General features: G+C 68.0%; 15 protein-coding genes. 8 read left to right on the top strand and 7 right to left on the bottom strand.

The annotated features are described in order from the left end of the window. Positions 1-44 precede the first annotated feature (44 nt). Positions 45-1,004, bottom strand: a complete 960-nt coding sequence (locus tag ACZLZY_RS09025) for an NAD(P)H-dependent flavin oxidoreductase (RefSeq protein WP_472933890.1) — start codon at positions 1,002-1,004, stop codon at positions 45-47. Positions 1,005-1,151: 147 nt separating this feature from the next. Between ACZLZY_RS09025 and ACZLZY_RS09020 the strand changes: the two genes are divergently transcribed. The 4 genes from ACZLZY_RS09020 to ACZLZY_RS09005 all read left to right on the top strand — a co-directional run bounded on the left by ACZLZY_RS09020 (position 1,152) and on the right by ACZLZY_RS09005 (position 5,490). Further along, positions 1,152-2,609 (top strand): hypothetical protein, encoded by a 1,458-nt coding sequence (locus ACZLZY_RS09020; RefSeq protein ID WP_472933889.1) that lies wholly within the window; start codon positions 1,152-1,154, stop codon positions 2,607-2,609. A gap of 70 nt (positions 2,610-2,679) precedes the next feature. Beyond that, entirely contained in the window at positions 2,680-3,486 is an 807-nt protein-coding gene (locus tag ACZLZY_RS09015) for an exonuclease domain-containing protein (protein ID WP_472933888.1), read from the top strand. Positions 3,487-3,516: 30 nt separating this feature from the next. After that, entirely contained in the window at positions 3,517-5,145 is a 1,629-nt protein-coding gene (locus ACZLZY_RS09010; protein WP_472933887.1) for a cisplatin damage response ATP-dependent DNA ligase, read from the top strand. Between the two features lie 75 nt (positions 5,146-5,220). Then, positions 5,221-5,490 (top strand): DUF6460 domain-containing protein, encoded by a 270-nt coding sequence (locus tag ACZLZY_RS09005; protein ID WP_472933886.1) that lies wholly within the window; start codon positions 5,221-5,223, stop codon positions 5,488-5,490. Positions 5,491-5,496: 6 nt separating this feature from the next. Here ACZLZY_RS09005 and ACZLZY_RS09000 read toward each other — a convergent pair whose 3' ends face one another. Beyond that, positions 5,497-6,159: a hypothetical protein gene (locus ACZLZY_RS09000; protein WP_472933885.1), complete on the bottom strand. Its 663-nt coding sequence runs from the start codon at positions 6,157-6,159 to the stop codon at positions 5,497-5,499. 82 nt (positions 6,160-6,241) lie between these two features. Further along, positions 6,242-7,141 (bottom strand): histone deacetylase family protein, encoded by a 900-nt coding sequence (locus tag ACZLZY_RS08995; RefSeq protein WP_472933918.1) that lies wholly within the window; start codon positions 7,139-7,141, stop codon positions 6,242-6,244. A gap of 113 nt (positions 7,142-7,254) precedes the next feature. On the opposite strand from ACZLZY_RS08995, the gene ACZLZY_RS08990 reads away from it, so the two are divergent. After that, positions 7,255-8,598, top strand: a complete 1,344-nt coding sequence (locus ACZLZY_RS08990; protein WP_472933884.1) for an MATE family efflux transporter — start codon at positions 7,255-7,257, stop codon at positions 8,596-8,598. A gap of 11 nt (positions 8,599-8,609) precedes the next feature. Here the strand turns inward: ACZLZY_RS08990 and ACZLZY_RS08985 are convergent, their stop codons facing one another. Both ACZLZY_RS08985 and ACZLZY_RS08980 read right to left on the bottom strand, forming a co-directional pair. Then, positions 8,610-9,710, bottom strand: a complete 1,101-nt coding sequence (locus tag ACZLZY_RS08985) for a quinone-dependent dihydroorotate dehydrogenase (RefSeq protein WP_472933883.1) — start codon at positions 9,708-9,710, stop codon at positions 8,610-8,612. Continuing rightward, complete coding sequence (locus tag ACZLZY_RS08980) at positions 9,707-10,054, bottom strand: DUF952 domain-containing protein (RefSeq protein WP_472933882.1); 348 nt, start codon at positions 10,052-10,054, stop codon at positions 9,707-9,709. The genes ACZLZY_RS08985 and ACZLZY_RS08980 overlap by 4 nt, the downstream gene beginning before the upstream one ends. Before the next feature lie 106 nt (positions 10,055-10,160). Here ACZLZY_RS08980 and ACZLZY_RS08975 point away from each other — a divergent pair, with 106 nt between their 5' ends. Further along, a complete protein-coding gene (locus ACZLZY_RS08975) occupies positions 10,161-10,673 on the top strand; it encodes a hypothetical protein (RefSeq protein WP_472933881.1) in 513 nt (170 codons plus the stop codon). A gap of 76 nt (positions 10,674-10,749) precedes the next feature. Here the strand turns inward: ACZLZY_RS08975 and ACZLZY_RS08970 are convergent, their stop codons facing one another. Then, positions 10,750-11,763 (bottom strand): alpha/beta hydrolase, encoded by a 1,014-nt coding sequence (locus ACZLZY_RS08970; protein ID WP_472933917.1) that lies wholly within the window; start codon positions 11,761-11,763, stop codon positions 10,750-10,752. Positions 11,764-11,985: 222 nt separating this feature from the next. On the opposite strand from ACZLZY_RS08970, the gene ACZLZY_RS08965 reads away from it, so the two are divergent. Both ACZLZY_RS08965 and ACZLZY_RS08960 read left to right on the top strand, forming a co-directional pair. Further along, entirely contained in the window at positions 11,986-12,450 is a 465-nt protein-coding gene (locus ACZLZY_RS08965) for a secondary thiamine-phosphate synthase enzyme YjbQ (protein ID WP_472933916.1), read from the top strand. A gap of 157 nt (positions 12,451-12,607) precedes the next feature. Continuing rightward, on the top strand, positions 12,608-13,264 hold the full coding sequence (locus ACZLZY_RS08960) for a response regulator transcription factor (protein ID WP_472933880.1): 657 nt from the start codon (positions 12,608-12,610) through the stop codon (positions 13,262-13,264). Positions 13,265-13,312: 48 nt separating this feature from the next. On the opposite strand, the gene ACZLZY_RS08955 is transcribed toward ACZLZY_RS08960, so the two are convergent. Beyond that, positions 13,313-16,798 (bottom strand): hybrid sensor histidine kinase/response regulator, encoded by a 3,486-nt coding sequence (locus tag ACZLZY_RS08955; protein ID WP_472933879.1) that lies wholly within the window; start codon positions 16,796-16,798, stop codon positions 13,313-13,315. Between the last annotated feature and the right edge of the window lie 17 nt (positions 16,799-16,815).

The raw sequence follows: 16,815 nt of genomic DNA, 5'->3' as shown, positions 1-16,815 counted from the left end.
AAATCGACCAAGCGGCGTATTGCCTTGTGGGCGGTCGGTTCGGCCTACAGGGTGAGGCGGGCGCGGGCGGCTTGGTATTCGTCGGCGAGGCGGGCGACGAGCGCAGCTGTCGGCACCACGTCCTTGACCGCGCCGATGCCCTGGCCGGAGCCCCAGATGTCTTTCCACGCCTTGGCGCCGCCGACGGCGGCCGCAAAATCCATTTGCGAGGGATCGCTTTCCGGAAGGCGCTTTGGGTCGAGGCCGGCGGCGATGATCGACGCCTTGAGGTAGTTGCCGTGGATGCCGGTGAAGAGGTTGGAGTAGACGATGTCGGCAGCGCTCCCCTCGACGATGCCTTGCTTGTAGGCGTCGCTGGCACGCGCTTCTTCCGTGGCGATGAAGGCTGAGCCGATATAGCCGCCGTCCGCGCCCATCGCTTCGGCCGCCAGCACGGCGCCGCCGGTGGCGATGGCGCCGGACAGGAACAGCGGCCCGTCGAACCATTCGCGGATCTCCTGGATTAGCGCGAAGGGCGACAGCGTGCCAGCATGGCCGCCGGCCCCGGTCGCCACGGCGACCAGGCCGTCCGCCCCCTTGCGGATGGCGCTGTGGGCAAAACGGTTGTTGATGACGTCGTGCAAGGTGATGCCGCCATAGCCGTGCACCGCCGCGTTCACCTCGGGCACTGCGCCGAGCGAGGTGATGACGATCGGCACCTTGTATTTCACGCACATCGCCAGGTCCGCCTCGATGCGGTCGTTCGAGCGGTGGACGATCTGGTTGACCGCGAAGGGTGCCGAGGGGGCATCTGGATGAGCGGCGTCGTAGGCGCTGAGCGTCTCGGTGATCTCCGCCAGCCACTCGTCGAGTTGGGCGGCCGGGCGGGCGTTGAGCGCGGGAAACGAGCCGACGATGCCGGCCTGGCACTGGGCGATGACGAGCTTGGGATGCGAGATGATGAACAGCGGCGCGGCGATGACCGGAAGCCGCAGCCGACCTTTGAGAATCGCGGGAAGGCTCATCGGCGCGGCTCCATTCTTTGACGTTAACGTAAACGGAGAGGTAGCAGATCGATCCGATGCTGCAAACCGTGCCTCAATGACTCCCATTTCTCCAGCGATAACGGCAGGATGGGAGAACGGTCCCGTTCTCCTGCAGAAGAGTTGCCGATGCCGTCCCAAAAAATCCCGCTCGCCCTCGCTCTGCTGGTCGCGTCTCTTTCGCCGATCGTCGCGTCGGCCGCCAGCCCCGATGCGTGGGCGGCTTTCCGCCGGGATGTCGAGGCCTCCTGCCGGGCGGCGGCGGCGGCGCTGATCGAGGCGCCCATCGTCACCGTCGACCCTTTCGGGTCCGCCAGCTACGGCCTCGCCGTCCTCAGCGGCAAGGCGCTGGACGACGGCCTGCAAAGTTCGCTCGTCTGCGTCTACGACAAGACGACGCACCAGAGTGAGATCGGCGGCGCCATGGCCTTGCAGAAGGCGGGCGAACGGGTTGCCGCCGGCGCAGGTGAGGCCTCAACGCCCGCCGCTCCGACTGCGTCCGATGCACCAGCCGTTGCCGGAACCGCGTCGCCGGAGCCGGTGGCATCGGCGGGTGAGGCTGCGTCCCCTGCCATCTCCGCGCCGGAAGCCGCGCCGACGCCCGCCCCGGAAGCAACGCCCCAGGCGCCTGCGCCCGCAACGGTTCCGGCGCCAGCGCCGGACGCCAAAGCCGAGGCCGCGCTTGCCGAACGCTTCGCCTCCTTCCCCAGCGATCCCGACGAGACCGATGCGGCGCCGGGTGCTGCCGCCGACCCCGCTGCCTCGCCGCAGAACCAGCGCGTCGTGACGCCGCCGGTGCCGATCCTGCCAAACGTGCCGGGGCCTGCGCCCGAGGCGGAGGGGGAGACGCGCGAGGATCTTCTTCCCGGCGCCGGCGAAGGCGCGGGGCCTGATGCGGCGCGTGCGCCGGACACAGCAACCGTCGACGCGGCCGCGACGCCCGAGGCGCCGCCGGCCGGGCAAGCCGCATCGCCTGCCTTCGCCGGTTGCGCCACGGACTGCGCGGCAACGCTCGCCGCCCTGTCCGCCAACGACCAGAAATCGCTGACGGACCTCCCGTTCGAGATCGACCGGACCATCGCCCGCAACGCTTCGGCCGATCTCGCCGCCGGCCCCGGCGCCGCGCGTGCCGCCGCCGGCGAGATCGCGGCGAACCTCACCGGGCGGCCGTCCCCTTCGATCGCCGCCCCGACGGCCGCGCTCGAGGGCGAGCGCTCCTGCGTTCTCTATTATTTCGGCTATTCCAATCAGGCGGCGCGTTCCGTCGGCCGGCACCGATGCGCGGTCTCGGCGGGCGAGGGCGGTGGGCTCGTGGTCGAGAAGATCAGCGGCGAGCGCCTGCGCGCCGAACTGAAGCCTCTGACATCCGGCGTCTCAGCCTTTGTCGGGCGCACCTACCGCACCGGGCAGGCCGACAACCGGTATGATCCGGCAAAGCCGGTCAGCGACAGCGACAAGGATCTCGGCAACAGCGTCGGGCTCGCCACCGCCAGCGAAGGACGGTTGCTCTTGACCTCTTCCGAGCTTCGCCGTTTCGAGGGTGAGGAATATTTTTTCTGGGTGCTGGCGATCGACCCGAAAGAGTGATGCCGTTTCAGCCACGCAACTCCCGCTGAACGCTTGCGAATCTCTTCGCCAGCGACGACATTCCAAGGTGATGTTGAACCTTTTCCCCGCCGCCCCGACGACGCCGTCGCTGTTTGCCGAACCCGCCCAGACTGTGGTGCGGGTAATTGACACCGAGACCGCCGGTCACAGCCTGCCGGAAGACGCGGTGATCGAGATCGGATCGGCGGATCTCGACCTTGCCACCGGCCAGATCTTCAACCCGCTGCAGAGCCTGGTCGATCCAGCGGGCATCGTCATCAACCCGCATGCGCGGCGCGTGCACCAGATTTCCGACGAAATGCTGGAGGGCGCACCGTCTTTCGCCGAGGCCATCCTGCCGTTCCAAGGCGCGCCGTCCTATGCGGCGCAGCGGGCGGAGTTCGACCGGCCGCGGCTGAAGATCACCAGCCGCTGGCTGTGCACGCACAAGCTGGCGCTGCGGGCGTTTCCCGACCTGCCGGCGCATGGTCTGCAGTCGCTGGTGAAATATCTCGCGCTGGATCTCAGCGAGATCCGGCCGCAGCTGGAGGGGCTGCACCCGCACCGGGCGCTCTATGATGCGCTCTGCACGGCGGTCTTGCTGCGGCGGATCGCCGAAGCGTTGATGCCGCGCTGCCTCGACGTTGCCGATTTCCTGGAGCGGGCCGAGCGGGTCTCGCACCAGCCAGCGCTTTTGTCGAAGCTGCGCTTCGGCAAGCATAAGGGCGTGCGTTTCGGCGAGGTGCCGCTCGACTACCTCGAATGGCTGGTGCGCGAGCCCGGCATGGACGCCGATGCGGTGTTTTCGGCAAAACACCAGCTGGCCAACCGTGTCATGCGCGGTGTGCGGACTGATCGGACGGAGCTGGCGCACTAGCTTCACCGAAAGTCCTTTCGTCAGGTCCGCATGAAACGCTTCGCCGAACTCCTCGACCGCCTCGTCCTCACCCCGTCGCGCAACGGCAAGCTGCGGCTGCTGGTCGACTTCTTCCGCGAGGTGCCGGACACCGACCGCGGCTATGGCCTTGCCGCAATCACCGGCGAGCTCGACATTTCGGCGGTGAAGCCGGCCATGCTGCGGGTCCTTGCGACCAGCCGCATGGACGAGGTGCTGTTCGGCTATTCCTACGACTATGTCGGCGATCTCGCGGAGACCATCGCGCTCGTCTGGCCGGGCCCGCACGACGGCGAGCCCGAGACCATCCTGCGCAACGACCTGCCGACGCTCAGCGAAATCATCGAGACGCTCAACGCCGCCTCGCGCGCCGAGGGGCCGAGGCTCATCGAGGACTGGCTCGACCGGCTCGACTCCTCCGGCCGCTATGCCCTGCTGAAGCTCGTCACCGGTTCGATGCGCATCGGCGTCTCCTCGCGGCTTGCCAAGCAGGCGCTGGCCGATTTCGGGGACAAGGACATCGCCGAGATCGAGGAGCTCTGGCATGGGCTCGCGCCGCCCTATCTCTCGCTGTTCGCCTGGCTCGAGGGCGTTGCGGAGAAGCCGGTCTCGGCGGCCCTCTCGCCGTTCCGGCCGGTGATGCTGTCGCAGCCGCTGGAGGCCGGCGACCACGCCCGCATCACGCCCGAAGACTATGCGGCGGAATGGAAGTGGGACGGCATTCGCGTCCAGGCGACACGCGAGGGCGGCGTCTGCCGGCTCTATTCGCGCACCGGCGACGATATTTCCGGCTCGTTCCCCGACCTGATCGAGCGGATGGAATTCGACGGTGCGCTCGACGGCGAGCTGCTGGTGGCGCGCCCGACGGATGGCGACGAGATCGTCGTCGGCACCTTCTCCGACCTGCAGCAGCGGCTGAACCGCAAGAGCGTCGGCGCCGCCGTCATGAAGCAGCACCCGGTCTTCCTGCGCGCCTACGACCTCCTGCAGGACGGTGGGGAGAACCTCCGGCCGCTGCCCTTTGCCGAGCGCCGGCGGCGGCTGGAGCGCTTTCTGCCGGCGCTCGATCCCAGCCGCTTCGACCTTTCGCCCTTCGTTCCCTTCGAGACGCTGGAGGATCTTGCCGCAAAGCGCATCGCGCCGCCGCACCCGGTGATCGAGGGACTGATGCTGAAGCGCTGGGACTCTGCCTATGTGCCCGGCCGACCGAAGGGCCCCTGGTTCAAGTGGAAGCAGGACCCGCATCTCGTTGACGCGGTGCTGATGTATGCCCAGCGCGGCCATGGCAAGCGTTCGAGCTTCTACTCCGACTATACCTTCGGTGTCTGGGCGGGCCCCGAGGACCAACCCGAACTCGTGCCGGTGGGGAAAGCCTATTTTGGCTTCACCGACGAAGAACTGAAGCAGCTGGACAAATACATCCGCGACAACACGATCGGGCGCTACGGCCCCGTCCGCTCTGTGCGCGCCGAGCCCGATCATGGCCTGGTATTGGAGGTTGCCTTCGAGGGCCTCGCCCGCTCCAGCCGCCACAAGTCCGGCGTCGCCATGCGCTTCCCCCGGATCTCACGCCTGCGCTGGGACAAGCCGGCCTTCGAGGCCGACCGTCTGGAGACGCTGCAGGCGATGCTCGGCGACTGAAGGCTTGCCGCGGCCGCCTTGTCCTCGCCGGCTTGTCCGACTACCTCATGGCCAACGAAGCTTCAGGAACCAGCCATGGCCGACCGCGTATCCAGTTTTCTCGGCGGCTCGCCGCTCTCGGTGATCGTCAAGCTCGTGCTGCTGTCGATCGCCGTCGGTCTCGTCTTGTCCTGGCTGGACTGGAGCCCGCGTGAGATCCTCTACTGGATCACCGATTTCTTCCGCTGGATCTGGTACTCGCTGTTCGGCTCGCTCGACCGTGCCGTCGACTATTTCATTCTTGGCGCCGTGATCGTGGTCCCGCTGTTCATCATCTCGAGGCTACTGAAGATCGGGCGGCGCTGACCGGCTTTAGTTCGTGGGAGGCTGGATCGCGGCGGCGGCTGCCTTCGTCTGCGCTGCGGCTGCTTTCGTCTCGGCCGCGGTGAGGGCAGTATTGGCGCGGTTCAACTCGGCGGCATCCTGCAGCACCTTGATCATCTGATGAATGGGATCGGCACCGCCAGCGAGGAGGCCGCCGACGATGATCACGTCGAGCAGGCGAAGATATTGGTACGATTTGCCGAGGTGGTCAGCCGCGTCGAACATCGGGCCGAGAATGCTCACGCCGAAGAGCCCCAGCAAGAGCCCAAGACCCAGCGCGAAAAGCGTCGCCCTTTTCTGCGTACCTGCTTGATACCCCGCAAGCTTGGATTGAGCTCCTTGTATGAGCGCAGCATCGGTGCCGGCCTGCTCTTTGGCGAGGGTGTTTTCTAGCAAGACCTTCCCCGGCTCGCGGACACTGACAGCATATACCTCGACCGTCCGCTCTACGAAGAGAGCGAGGATTGCCAGGGTGCCGAGCGCAGAGAGGACGTCTGTGAAGGCGGTGTCGGACAGGTGCGGCGTGTCCGGTAGTGGCCAGCCGCTGAACCAGATGCCAATGAGAAAAGTCAGGAGAACCACGACCAGTGCCAGCCGCGAAAGGGACCAGCCTGTTTCGATTGGCGGCTTTGGCAGCAATCCTTGGGGCATGATGCGTCCTCCGGTAGAGAGCAACCAAGAGTTGCATATTCTCTTAATAGTTGCAATTACCCTAAGTCATATGAGGTGGCGATCAGCCAAACTCCGCCGCCACCCGGTGCAGGATCGTGTGCCGGCGGGCCAGGCTGTCGATGTCGCGGGAATAGCCGCCGCCGATGACGCCGGCCACCGGGATACCGCGCTCGCGGAAGAAGCCGATGACGCGGCGGTCGCGTTCGGCGAGCCCCGCGTCGGACAGCGACAGGCGGCCGAGCCGATCGTCCGCATGCGGGTCGACGCCTGCATTGTAGAAGACGAGGTCCGGCCGTGCCTGCAGAAGGCTCGTCTCGAGCGCGTAGGGCAGGACGGCGAGATAGGCCTCGTCGCCGGTCTTGTCGGGAAGGGGAATGTCGAGATCCGACGGCGGCTTCACCTCGGGATAATTGTGGGCGCCGTGGATCGAGAGCGTGAAGACGCGGGGATCGCAGGTGAAGATCCGCGCGGTGCCGTCGCCCTGGTGCACGTCGCAGTCGAACACCAGCACCCGGTCGACCAGGTGCTCGGCCAACATCGCCCGCGCGGCGACGGCGACGTCGTTGAAGACGGAGAAGCCCGCGCCGGCATCCGTCGACGCATGGTGGCTGCCGCCGGCGCTGTTGCAGGCAAGGCCATGCGCCAGCGCCAGCCGGGCGGTGAGGATGGTGCCGCCGGTGGCGCAGCGCGAGCGCCGCGACACGCGTTCGTCGACGGGAAAGCCGATCGCCTTTTCCATCGCAGGCGAGACGGTCTGCGACAGCACCGCATCGACGTATCCGGCCGAGTGCGCCCGGCATAGTTCCTCCGGTGTCGCCGGCACGGGGACGTGAAACCCGTCCGGCACCAGTCCGTCCTCGACGAGGATCTCGGCGAGCCGCGAGAACTTGCCCATGGGAAAGCGATGCCGGGCATCGAACTGCGCGTCGAAGGCGGGATGGTGAACGATCGGCAAGGTCATCGCAGCTGACATAGGGCGCGGCTCGCTACCGTCAGCAGACCCCCGTACAACGCCCCTTGCCGCCTTCATTGGAAGCTGCCACGCCGTCCTCCGAGCTTCGATGGACCCGTGTCATGATCCCTGCATCGCCCCGTACTGCCCGACCGTTCGACGTGACCAACCGTGAGGTCCTGCGCATCGCCGTGCCGATGACGCTGGCCTTTCTGACGACGCCGCTGCTGGGGCTCACCGATATCGCGGTGGTCGGCCGGATGGGAGATGCCGCTGCGCTCGCAGGGCTCGTCGTCGGCGCGCTGATCTTCGATTTCGCCTTCGCCACCTTCAACTTCGTGCGCTCGGGCACCACGGGCCTCACCGCACAGGCCCTTGGCGAGGGCGACGGCACGGAAATGCAGGCGGTGTTCTGGCGCGCGCTGGTGCTGGCGCTGGTCATCGGCTGCGGGCTCGTCCTTCTGGAGCCGGCCATCTCGGTGGCCGGCCTCTTCCTCATCGCCCCCGATGCCGCGGTCTCCGAGGCGACGCGAACCTATCTGTTCTGGCGGATGTTCTCAGCGCCCTTCGCGCTGACGAACTATGCCCTCCTCGGCTACGTCCTCGGGCGGGGCAGAGGCGCGCTCGGGCTCGGGCTGCAGATCGTCATCAATGGCGCGAACATCTGTCTCGCCATCCTGTTCGGCCTCGTCTGGGAAGGCGGGGTCGCGGGCGTGGCGCTGGGGACGGTGTCGGGCGAGGCGATCGGGGCCATGGTCGGCCTCATCCTCGTCATCCGCGGGTTCGACCGGGCCGAGCGCCCGACGCGCCGGCGGGTGTTCGAGAAGGCCGGCTTCCTCAAGATGATCGCCCTCAACCGCGACATCATGATCCGCTCGTTCTGCCTGCTCGGCGGCTACATGCTGTTCACCCGGCTCGGGGCCAGCCTCGGCGCGCTGACGCTTGCCGCCAACGGCGTCCTCCTCAACATGTTTATGATCGGCGGCTATTTCCTCGACGGGATCGCGACGGCCTCCGAGCAGCTGGTCGGCCGTTCGGTCGGGGCGTTCTGGCGGCCGGCCTTCGATCGCGCGGTGCGCCTGTCGATCGCCTGGGGGCTCGCACTCTCAGGCCTCCTGACGCTCGCCTTCCTCGTCGCGGGCGGGTCGATCGTCGATCTTCTCACCACCGACGCGGCGGTGCGGGCGGCAGCGCGCCCCTATCTCTTCTGGGCGTCGATCGCCTCCTTCGCCGGGGCGCTCGCCTTCGTCATGGACGGGATCTACATCGGCGCCACCTGGTCGCGGACGATGCGCGACATGATGCTCCTGTCGACGGCGCTGTTCGCCGTCCTCGCCTTCGCCCTCGTGCCGTCCTTCGGCAATCACGGGCTCTGGCTCGCCTTCGAGGTGTTCCTGTCGCTGCGCGGTGTGACCTTGCTCGCCGCCTTGCCGGGCCGCCGCCGCCAGACCTTCGCCTCCGCCTGAGGCGAAGCGGCTCAATCCGCGTCGGGGCCGGCGGAAAGCACGCGATCGACCGTGCGGTCGCGGATTTCGGAAAGGCGGCCGATGCCGTTGAGGTCCATGAAATGGCTCATGCCGGCGAGAATCTTCGTCGGCAGGCGCGGCCCGCCATAGACGAGGCCGGTATAGAGCTGGACGAGATCGGCGCCGGCCTCGACCTTGGCGATCGCCGTCTTGGCGCTGTCGACGCCGCCGGCGCCGATCAGCGCGATGTCGGGTCCCAGTGCCCGGCGGAACGCTGCCAGCACGTAGGTGGCGCGGCGGAACAGCGGCCGGCCGGAAAGGCCACCGGCCTCGTTGCGGTTCAGCAGCGTGGTCGAGAGGCCGTCGCGCGACAGCGTGGTGTTCGAGACGATCAGCCCCTCGATGCCGTGCGCGGCGACCGACCGCGCAATGGCGGCGATCTCCTCGCGGTCGAGGTCGGGCGCGACTTTGAGGAAGATCGGCGTGCGCGGCCGCCCGTCGACCGCCGCCGCGCCGTTGCGGGCGGCGACCACCGCCTCCAGCAGGCGCTCCAAGTCGTCGCCCCCCTGCAGCTTGCGCAAGCCCGGCGTGTTGGGCGACGAGATGTTGACGGTGAGGTAGCTTGCCAGAGGCTCGAAGCGGCTGATGCCCTCGACATAATCGTGGATGCGGTCGGCGGCATCCTTGTTCGCGCCGACATTGATGCCGACGATGCCGGATTTGCGCCGCCGCTGCTGCAGCCGCTCGTAGGCTTCCGCGGCGCCCTCGTTGTTGAAGCCGAGCCGGTTGATCACCGCGCCGGCGGCCGGCAGGCGGAAGACCCGGGGCTGCGGGTTTCCGGCTTGCGGCAGCGGGGTGATCGTGCCGACCTCGGTGAAACCGAAACCCAGCCGCAGCACGGCGTCGGGCACCTCGGCGTTCTTGTCGTAGCCGGCGGCAAGGCCGAGCGGGTTCGGAAAGGACAATCCCGCGACCGCCGTTCGCAGTCTGCTGTCGATGGGGATGTCGACGCGCGGGATGACGCCGCGCTTCAACGCGGCGATCGACAGGCCATGCGCCTTTTCCGCGTCGAGCTTGAAGAGGAGGGGACGGGCGACGTCGTAAAGGCTCACCGGATGCTCGCGGGGAAAACGTGGTAGCCGGCTGCGTCCACCGGCAGTTCTTCGGCGAACAGCACGGCGTCCAAGCTTAGCGGGCCATATAGGTGTGGGAACAACTGACCGCCGCGCGAGGGCTCCCACTTCAGCGCGTCGCCGAGCTTGTCGGGGTCGATCCCAATCAGCAACAGCTCGCGCTGGCCGGTGAAATGCTTGTGCGCGGTCTCGCGAACCTGCAGCGCGGTCGAGAAATGAATGTAGCCGTCGGCGAGGTCGACCGGCGCGCCGTCGAAACGCCCTGCCTGTTCAGCGGCCTGCCACAGCGCCCTCGGCGCAATCTTGTAGATGGGATCGCTCATAGCCTCGGTTGCCAGACATGGTGATAAAGGTCAATCGCGGCAATCTCGCCCAATTTGCGTGGGATAGCTCCGCGCGTCCGAAGATCCGGGCCCCAGGGAGTTGCCGATGAAGACCGCGATCGCCATCCTGATCCTCGCTCTGGCCGGTGGTGCCGCGATCATGCTGGCCGGCGGCGCGGCCATGGCGCAAAGCCTCGTGCCGCAGAGCCCGTCGTCCCAGAGCCTGATGCCGCCGTCCGCCGCGTCCCGCTATTCGATGCAGCCGGTCGACGGCGGCGTCGCGCGGCTGGACACGCAGACCGGCGAGATCAGCCTCTGCCAGGTCGACAACGGCCAGATCGCCTGCGAGCCGTCCGAAGACGAACGCCAGCGGCTGCAGGATCGCATCCGCGAACTGTCCGACGAAGTCGCCAGCCTTAAGGATGGTGGGTCCGACGATGGCGACGCCGCGACCCCGCTTGCCAGCCCGCGCAAGCCCTCGCAGTCGGTTCTGCCGGAAGATGCCGACCTCGACAAGGCACTCGGCCAGATGAAGCATATCTTCCGCACTTTCCGCGACATCGCCCGCGAGTTGGATGACGAGAAGCCCGCCCCGGAGACCACCCCGAACCGGACGTAACCTTCCCCGTAGGGACCGGCCCGGCCGCGCCCAAAGGCGCGGCCGGATCTGCGAGGGATGCGATAGCGTTCGGCCGCTAGAGCTGTTCGACCAGTCGGTCGTGGCCCTGTGTGCCGTCGCTGGCGGCCTGGTGGCGGCGCAGGAAGGTGGCCATCTCGGCCATCGAGCGGACGCCGGTCGAGGAGGGCAGGTTCTGGAAGACGTGGCAGCCGCCGGTGACCAGCGAGAGTTCCGCCGCATTGCCGGCCGCTAGCCAGCGAGTCGCCATGAACAGGCTGTCGTCGACGAGGAGGTCGCAGGTTCCAACGGTGAAGAGGGCCGGCGGCAGGCCGGTAAGGTCGGCGTAGAGCGGCGAGATGTCGGGCGAGCGCGGGTCGCTGCCGGCGGGCAGGAAGCGCTCCGCGAAGGCGGCCACGTCCTCGGTGTTCAGCACCAGTCGCTCGCTGCCGAAGCGCCGGACGCTGGGGCTCAGCGACAGGTCGTAGCAGCCGGCATTGAGGTTGGCGGCGGCGAACGGCGTCACGCCATGCCCGTCCCGCAGCCGGATCAGCGTGAGGACCGCGAGATGCGCGCCGGCTGATTCACCGCCAATAGCAAGGTAACCGGTCGGCAACGGGCCATGCGCATCGGCGATGTCTCCCGCGATCAAAGCGAGCGCTGCGTCCTCGCAATCCTCGGGCCCGTTCGGAAACGGAAACTCCGGCGCGAGGCGGTAGTCGACGGAGGCGACGGCGAGCCCGGTCTGATCGGCGATCCGGCGCAGGAACGGGTCGTTTTCGGCGGCCGTGCCCCAGACCCATCCGCCGCCGTGGAAGTGCAGGAACGTCCCCCGCTCTGCCTGTCCGGTGGGACGCAGGACGCGCACGGCAATCGGATGGCCGCCGCGTCCGCGGATCTCGGTCGTCGTCGCGCCGGGATCGACCGGTGCGGCCGGAAACACGCCGCGCCCCTCGGCCCGCGCCTGGCGCACTGCGGTGATCGGCGCGCTCCAGGGGCTCGGGCGGGATCGCTGCAGCGCGATGATGTCGGCGTTCATCGCCATCAGCTCCGGCTCGGCGCGGCTGAGGTCGAAATCGGCGGGATCGATGATCAGGCGCTTGACGGTCATCACGCTTCCTTTTTTTGCCGGAGGAACGGACTTTCATTAGCCGTGTGGCCGGTCTTTTTTGCGCTGCGAGAGGTCCGGTGGTTCCATCGCGGCGACGATCATGGTCTGGGATTATGGAGGGACGATGGGCGAAGGCAAAACGCCTGTCACCTCTGCCGGCATCAGCCGGTCGTGTGGTGGCGTAAGAAGGGAAGACCGGCATTGATGGAGCCGATGCAGTTCATCGAGACGCTTGCCGTCCGCACCAAGGGGCGCTCGATGCTTGATTTGTCGCAGGCTGTGCAGGAGCGACTGGCGACGCTGGAGGCGGGCGACGGGCTTCTGACCGTCTTCATCCGCCACACCTCGGCGTCGCTGACGATCCAGGAAAACGCCGACCCGGACGTACAAGCCGATCTTCTCGATGCGCTGGACAGGCTGGCGCCGGCCGGACCGATCTACCGGCATTCGATCGAAGGGCCGGACGACATGCCGGCGCACATCAAGACCGTGCTGACGGCGACGAGCCTCGCCATCCCCGTGCTGCGCGGCCGGCTGATGCTCGGCACCTGGCAAGGCCTCTACGTCGTCGAGCACCGGGTACGGCCCCATACCCGCGAGGTGGTGCTGCATTTTGCCGGAACCCGCGCCGGCCAGCCCGGCCGCAGCAGCCTTGGTGGCCGGGCCTGACCGCGCGCAAAGACGCGCCGGCGGCCGAGGCAAGCCGTGCCCGGCCGCGCCTGCCCCTTGAACCTTCTGCTGCGATGCGGTTCGTTGCAGACATGGCCGGCGTTTCCGCTGCGCTGACCCAGAGAGAGCTGCCCGTGAAACCGTTGCAAGGCGCCCTGTGAACCGTACCTTCATCGTCGCCGACGATCATCCGCTGTTCCGCGGCGCCCTGAAGGAGATCCTGGCCTCGCTGCCGGGCGAGCATCTGATCGTCGAGGCCGCCGATTTCGACCAGGCGGCGGCGGCGATCGCGGCGCATCCGGAAGCCGATCTTTTCCTGCTCGACCTCAACATGCCCGGCGCCAGCGGCTTTGCCGGTCTCGCCTTGATGCGGGCGGAGCACCCGGGCGTGCCGATCGCCATTGTCTCCGGCAGCGAGGACGCGCCGCTGATCCGGCGAGCGCTCGATCTCGGTGCGTCCGGCTATATTCCGAAGTCGGCGAGCTTCGAGGAGATCCGCGCCGCCATCGCCTCGCTGCTGGCCGGGGACGTCTACCTGCCGGCAAACGTCCAGCTTGGCGCCGAGGGCGATCCGGAGGTCGCTGCGCTGATCGAGCAGATGCGCAGCCTGACGCCGCAGCAGACCCGCGTCCTCACCATGCTCGGGCGCGGGCTCCTCAACAAGCAGATCGCCTACGAGCTCGGCATCTCCGAGGCGACGATCAAGGCGCATGTCTCGGCGGTGCTGCAGAAGCTCGGCGTCGACAGCCGCACCCAGGCGGTGATCCGGCTCGGCCAGCTCGATCCCGGCCGCGAGGACGGCGTCAGCCGGTAGTTCTCACGAACGAGCGACCCTTAGGGCAGGGGCTTGCCGTCTCCGGCGCTATTCCGCCGCCTCGCGCCGGCCGCGGTGCTGCGCCATCGCGGCACGCAGCGAGGCCGGCTTCAGCGGCTTGGTGAGGACGTCGACGCCGATGGCAGCCGCGTGTTCGCGCACTTCCGGCGAGCGGTCCGCGGTGATCATGATCGCCGGCAGCTGCCGGTCGATCTGCCAGCGCAGCCGCGACAGCGCGTCGAGCCCGGTGCCCTGATCGAGGTGGAAGTCGATCAGCGCGATGTCCGGCAGCCGCTCGGCCGCTCCGCAAACCTGGATCGCCTCGGCTAGCGAGCCGGCAAGCAGCGTCTCGCAGTGCCAGCCGGAGAGAAGCGCCGCCATGCCGTCGCGGATCGATGCGTCGTTGTCGAGGATCAGCACCAGCATGCCGTCGAGCCGCAGCGCCCGGTGCACGCGTACTGTGGCGAGGGCTGCGGGTGCCGGCGCCATCGCCGGGCGGCGGGGAAGGCCGACATGGAAGCGCGTGCCGCGCCCGTGCTCGGAGGTGACGCTGACGGGATGGTCGAGCACCTTGGCGATGCGGTCGACGATCGACAGCCCGAGGCCCAGCCCTTGCGCCGTGCGGGTGCCCTCGTCGAGGCGGATGAACTCTTGGAAGATGTTCTGCAGCTGGTGGCGGGGAATGCCAATGCCGCTGTCGATGACCGCGATGTCGATAAGTTTTCCCGGGCGCCGGCGCACGCCGACCACGACCTTGCCGGTACGGGTGTACTTCACGGCGTTGGAGACAAGGTTCTGCAGCAGCCGGCGCAGGAGGTTGCGGTCGGAGCGGACGGTCACCGAGGTCTCGACGAACCGCAGACGGACACCCTTCTCCTCGGCCAGCGGCGCAAGGTCCGTCTTGATCTGCCGCAGGAGGGGCTCCAGCGGGAAATCCTCGAGCGAGGGCGCCATGGCACCGGCATCCAGCCGCGAGATGTCGAGCACCGCGCCGAGGATCGCCTCGACCGATTCCAGCGAGGAGCTGATATTGGCGGCGAGCGCCTTGCCGGGCAGGCGGGAATAGCGCTCCTGCAGCGCCGAGGCATAGAGCTTGGCGGCGTTCAGCGGCTGCAGGATGTCGTGGCCGGCGGCGGCGAGGAACCGCGTCTTGCCGATGTTGGCGGCGTCGGCCACCTGCCGCGATTCGGCGAGCGCCGCGTTGACCTTGAGGAGTTCGGCGGTGCGCTGGCGCACCCGCTCCTCCAGCGTCTCGTTCATCTCGTGCAGGGTCGCCGCGTGTCGCTCGCGCTCGGTCATGTCGGCGACGGTCAGCACGAGGCCGCCCTCCGGCATCGGATGGGTGCGGATCTCGACCACCCGGTTCGAGCGCCGCAACGACACCTGGCGCAGCGCCGGAGCGTTGGTGAGGACCTCGAAGCTGCGGGCATACTCGCCGGCATCGATCTGGCCCTCGCGGCGCAGCTGCTCCAGCACGGCCGTCAGCGGCGTGCCGACCTGGCCGAGCTGCGGCGGAAGGTCGAGCAGGTCGCGCAGCTGCCGGTTCCAGAAGGTCAAACAGAAGTCGGCGTCGAAGACCGCAAGGCCCTCGTCAACCTGGTCGAGCGCCAGCCGCAGGATGTCGCGGTTGTACTGCAAGGCTTCCGAGGCATCGTCGAGCAGGCGGATGGCCGATCGGCTGGAGCCCTTGTGCCGCTGCAGCAGGAGCGACAGCACCAGCCGCGACGAGGCCGAGCCGATCGCCGATCCCAGGAGCTGTTCGGAGAAGCCGACAACCCGGCTGTCCGCCTCGTCGGTATCGGCGAGCTGGCGCCGTTCGGCGACGGCGAAGCTGTCGAACGAGCGTTCGGTGCGGTCGCTGCCGAGATAGCGGGCGATCGTCGCCTTCAGCTCGCCGACCGTGACGCCGGCGCGCGCCCGCCGGAAGCCGGTCGAGGCGCCGCCGTCCTGGCGCACGAAGATCGAGGCCTGGATGCGCTCGCGCGGGCTTGGCTGGCGGGTCAGCGAGCCCAGCACCAGCAGCAACGCGTTGCAGCCAAGGCTTAGCAGCGCGCCATGCAGCAGCGGGTCGAGCGATAGGCCCAGCAGCCCCTGCGGCCGCAGCATCCCGATGCCGAGCGGCCCGTCCATGACCAGGGCCGAGCCGGGAAGGACGGCCGGCAGCAGCAAGGTGTAGAACCAGAGGGCAATGCCGGAGATCATCCCCGCCTTCGCGCCACGGGCGTTGGCGCCCTTCCAGCCAAGGCCGATCAGGAAGGCCGGCGCGAACTGCGCGACCGCGGCGAAAGAGAGGAGGCCGATCGAGGCCAGCCCCGTGCCGCCGCCGGCAAAGCGGTAGTAGAGGTAGCCGAGCAGCACGATGAGGATGATCGCCGTGCGCCGAACGGCGAGGATCAGCCGCGTCGCGTCGCGCTCGCCGGTGACGATGGTGTCGCGCCGCTTCAGGAGGACCGGCAGGACGAGGTCGTTGGAGATCATGATCGACAGCGCGACCGAGGCGACGATGACCATGGCGGTGGAGGCCGACAGTGCGCCGAGGAAGGCGATGAGCGCCAGCAGCGAATTGCCTTCCGACAAAGGCAAGGCGAGGACGTAAAGGTCGCTGTCGACGGCGCCGCCGAGCTTCAGCATGCCGGCAATGGCGATCGGCGCGACGAAGAGATTGATGGCCACGAGGTAGAGCGGAAACAGCCAGCGCGCGCGCCGGATCTCCTCGGGCGAACGGTTCTCGACGACGGTCACGTGAAACTGCCGCGGCAGCATCAGGATGGCAAAGCCGCTGAGGATCAGCGAGGCGAGGAAATGCCCGTCGACGCCTTTCGAGAAGGCCGCCCGGATCGCCGGCTCGGCGCGGGCCGCCTGCCACAGCGCCGGCGCGTCGTACAGCTGGAGGCAGACCCAGAGGCCGACCGCGACGAAGGCGGCGAGCTTGACGATCGATTCCATCGCGATCGCCAGCACCAGCCCGTCCTGATGCTCGGTCGCATCCGCCTGGCGGGTGCCGAACAGGATGGCGAAAAGGCCGAGCAGCAGCGTGATGAACAGCGCGCTGTCGCCAAAGAACGGCGGCAGGCTCGCCTGTGGCTGGTAGTAGACGATCAGCGTCGCGACGCCGGTCGAGATCGCCTTCAGCTGCAGGGCAATGTAGGGCACCGCCGCGACCAGCGCGATTCCCGTGGCGATGGCGGCGACCGCCGGGTTCTTGCCGTAGCGCGCGCCGATGAAGTCGGCGATCGTGGTGATCTTCTCGGCCTTGGCGAGCTGCACCACGCGCTGCATCAGCCGCGGCGCCAAGAGGAAGACGAGAATAGGGCCGATGTAGATGGCGAGAAAGTCGAAACCGTCCCGGGCCGCGACCCCGACCGAGCCCAGAAACGTCCACGAGGTGCAGTAGACGGCAAGGCTCAGCGCATAGACGCCCGGACGGCTGGTGCGGGCGCGCCCTTCCGCCGAGCGCCGGTCGCCGAGATGCGCCACGGCGAACAGCAAAAAGAGGTAGATGATCGCCGAAATGACGATGACCCAGCTGTGCACGTTGACATCCTTCCGTT

It is taken from the genome of Mesocryomonas lacus (assembly GCF_055730135.2).
The sequence above is the reverse complement of the archived record's forward strand: the minus strand, read 5'-3'. Positions and strand labels throughout refer to the sequence as shown.

Bases quoted from the DNA above. Each gene is read 5' to 3' on its own strand.
- ACZLZY_RS08965 (WP_472933916.1), top strand. From the start codon at position 11,986: ATGGAGCCGATGCAGTTCATCGAGACGCTTGCCGTCCGCACCAAGGGG.
- ACZLZY_RS08990 (WP_472933884.1), top strand. From the start codon at position 7,255: ATGATCCCTGCATCGCCCCGTACTGCCCGACCGTTCGACGTGACCAAC.
- ACZLZY_RS08995 (WP_472933918.1), bottom strand. From the start codon at position 7,141: ATGACCTTGCCGATCGTTCACCATCCCGCCTTCGACGCGCAGTTCGAT.
- ACZLZY_RS09000 (WP_472933885.1), bottom strand. From the start codon at position 6,159: ATGCCCCAAGGATTGCTGCCAAAGCCGCCAATCGAAACAGGCTGGTCC.
- ACZLZY_RS08975 (WP_472933881.1), top strand. From the start codon at position 10,161: ATGAAGACCGCGATCGCCATCCTGATCCTCGCTCTGGCCGGTGGTGCC.
- ACZLZY_RS09025 (WP_472933890.1), bottom strand. From the start codon at position 1,004: ATGAGCCTTCCCGCGATTCTCAAAGGTCGGCTGCGGCTTCCGGTCATC.
- ACZLZY_RS09020 (WP_472933889.1), top strand. From the start codon at position 1,152: ATGCCGTCCCAAAAAATCCCGCTCGCCCTCGCTCTGCTGGTCGCGTCT.
- ACZLZY_RS09015 (WP_472933888.1), top strand. From the start codon at position 2,680: ATGTTGAACCTTTTCCCCGCCGCCCCGACGACGCCGTCGCTGTTTGCC.
- ACZLZY_RS09005 (WP_472933886.1), top strand. From the start codon at position 5,221: ATGGCCGACCGCGTATCCAGTTTTCTCGGCGGCTCGCCGCTCTCGGTG.
- ACZLZY_RS09010 (WP_472933887.1), top strand. From the start codon at position 3,517: ATGAAACGCTTCGCCGAACTCCTCGACCGCCTCGTCCTCACCCCGTCG.
- ACZLZY_RS08980 (WP_472933882.1), bottom strand. From the start codon at position 10,054: ATGAGCGATCCCATCTACAAGATTGCGCCGAGGGCGCTGTGGCAGGCC.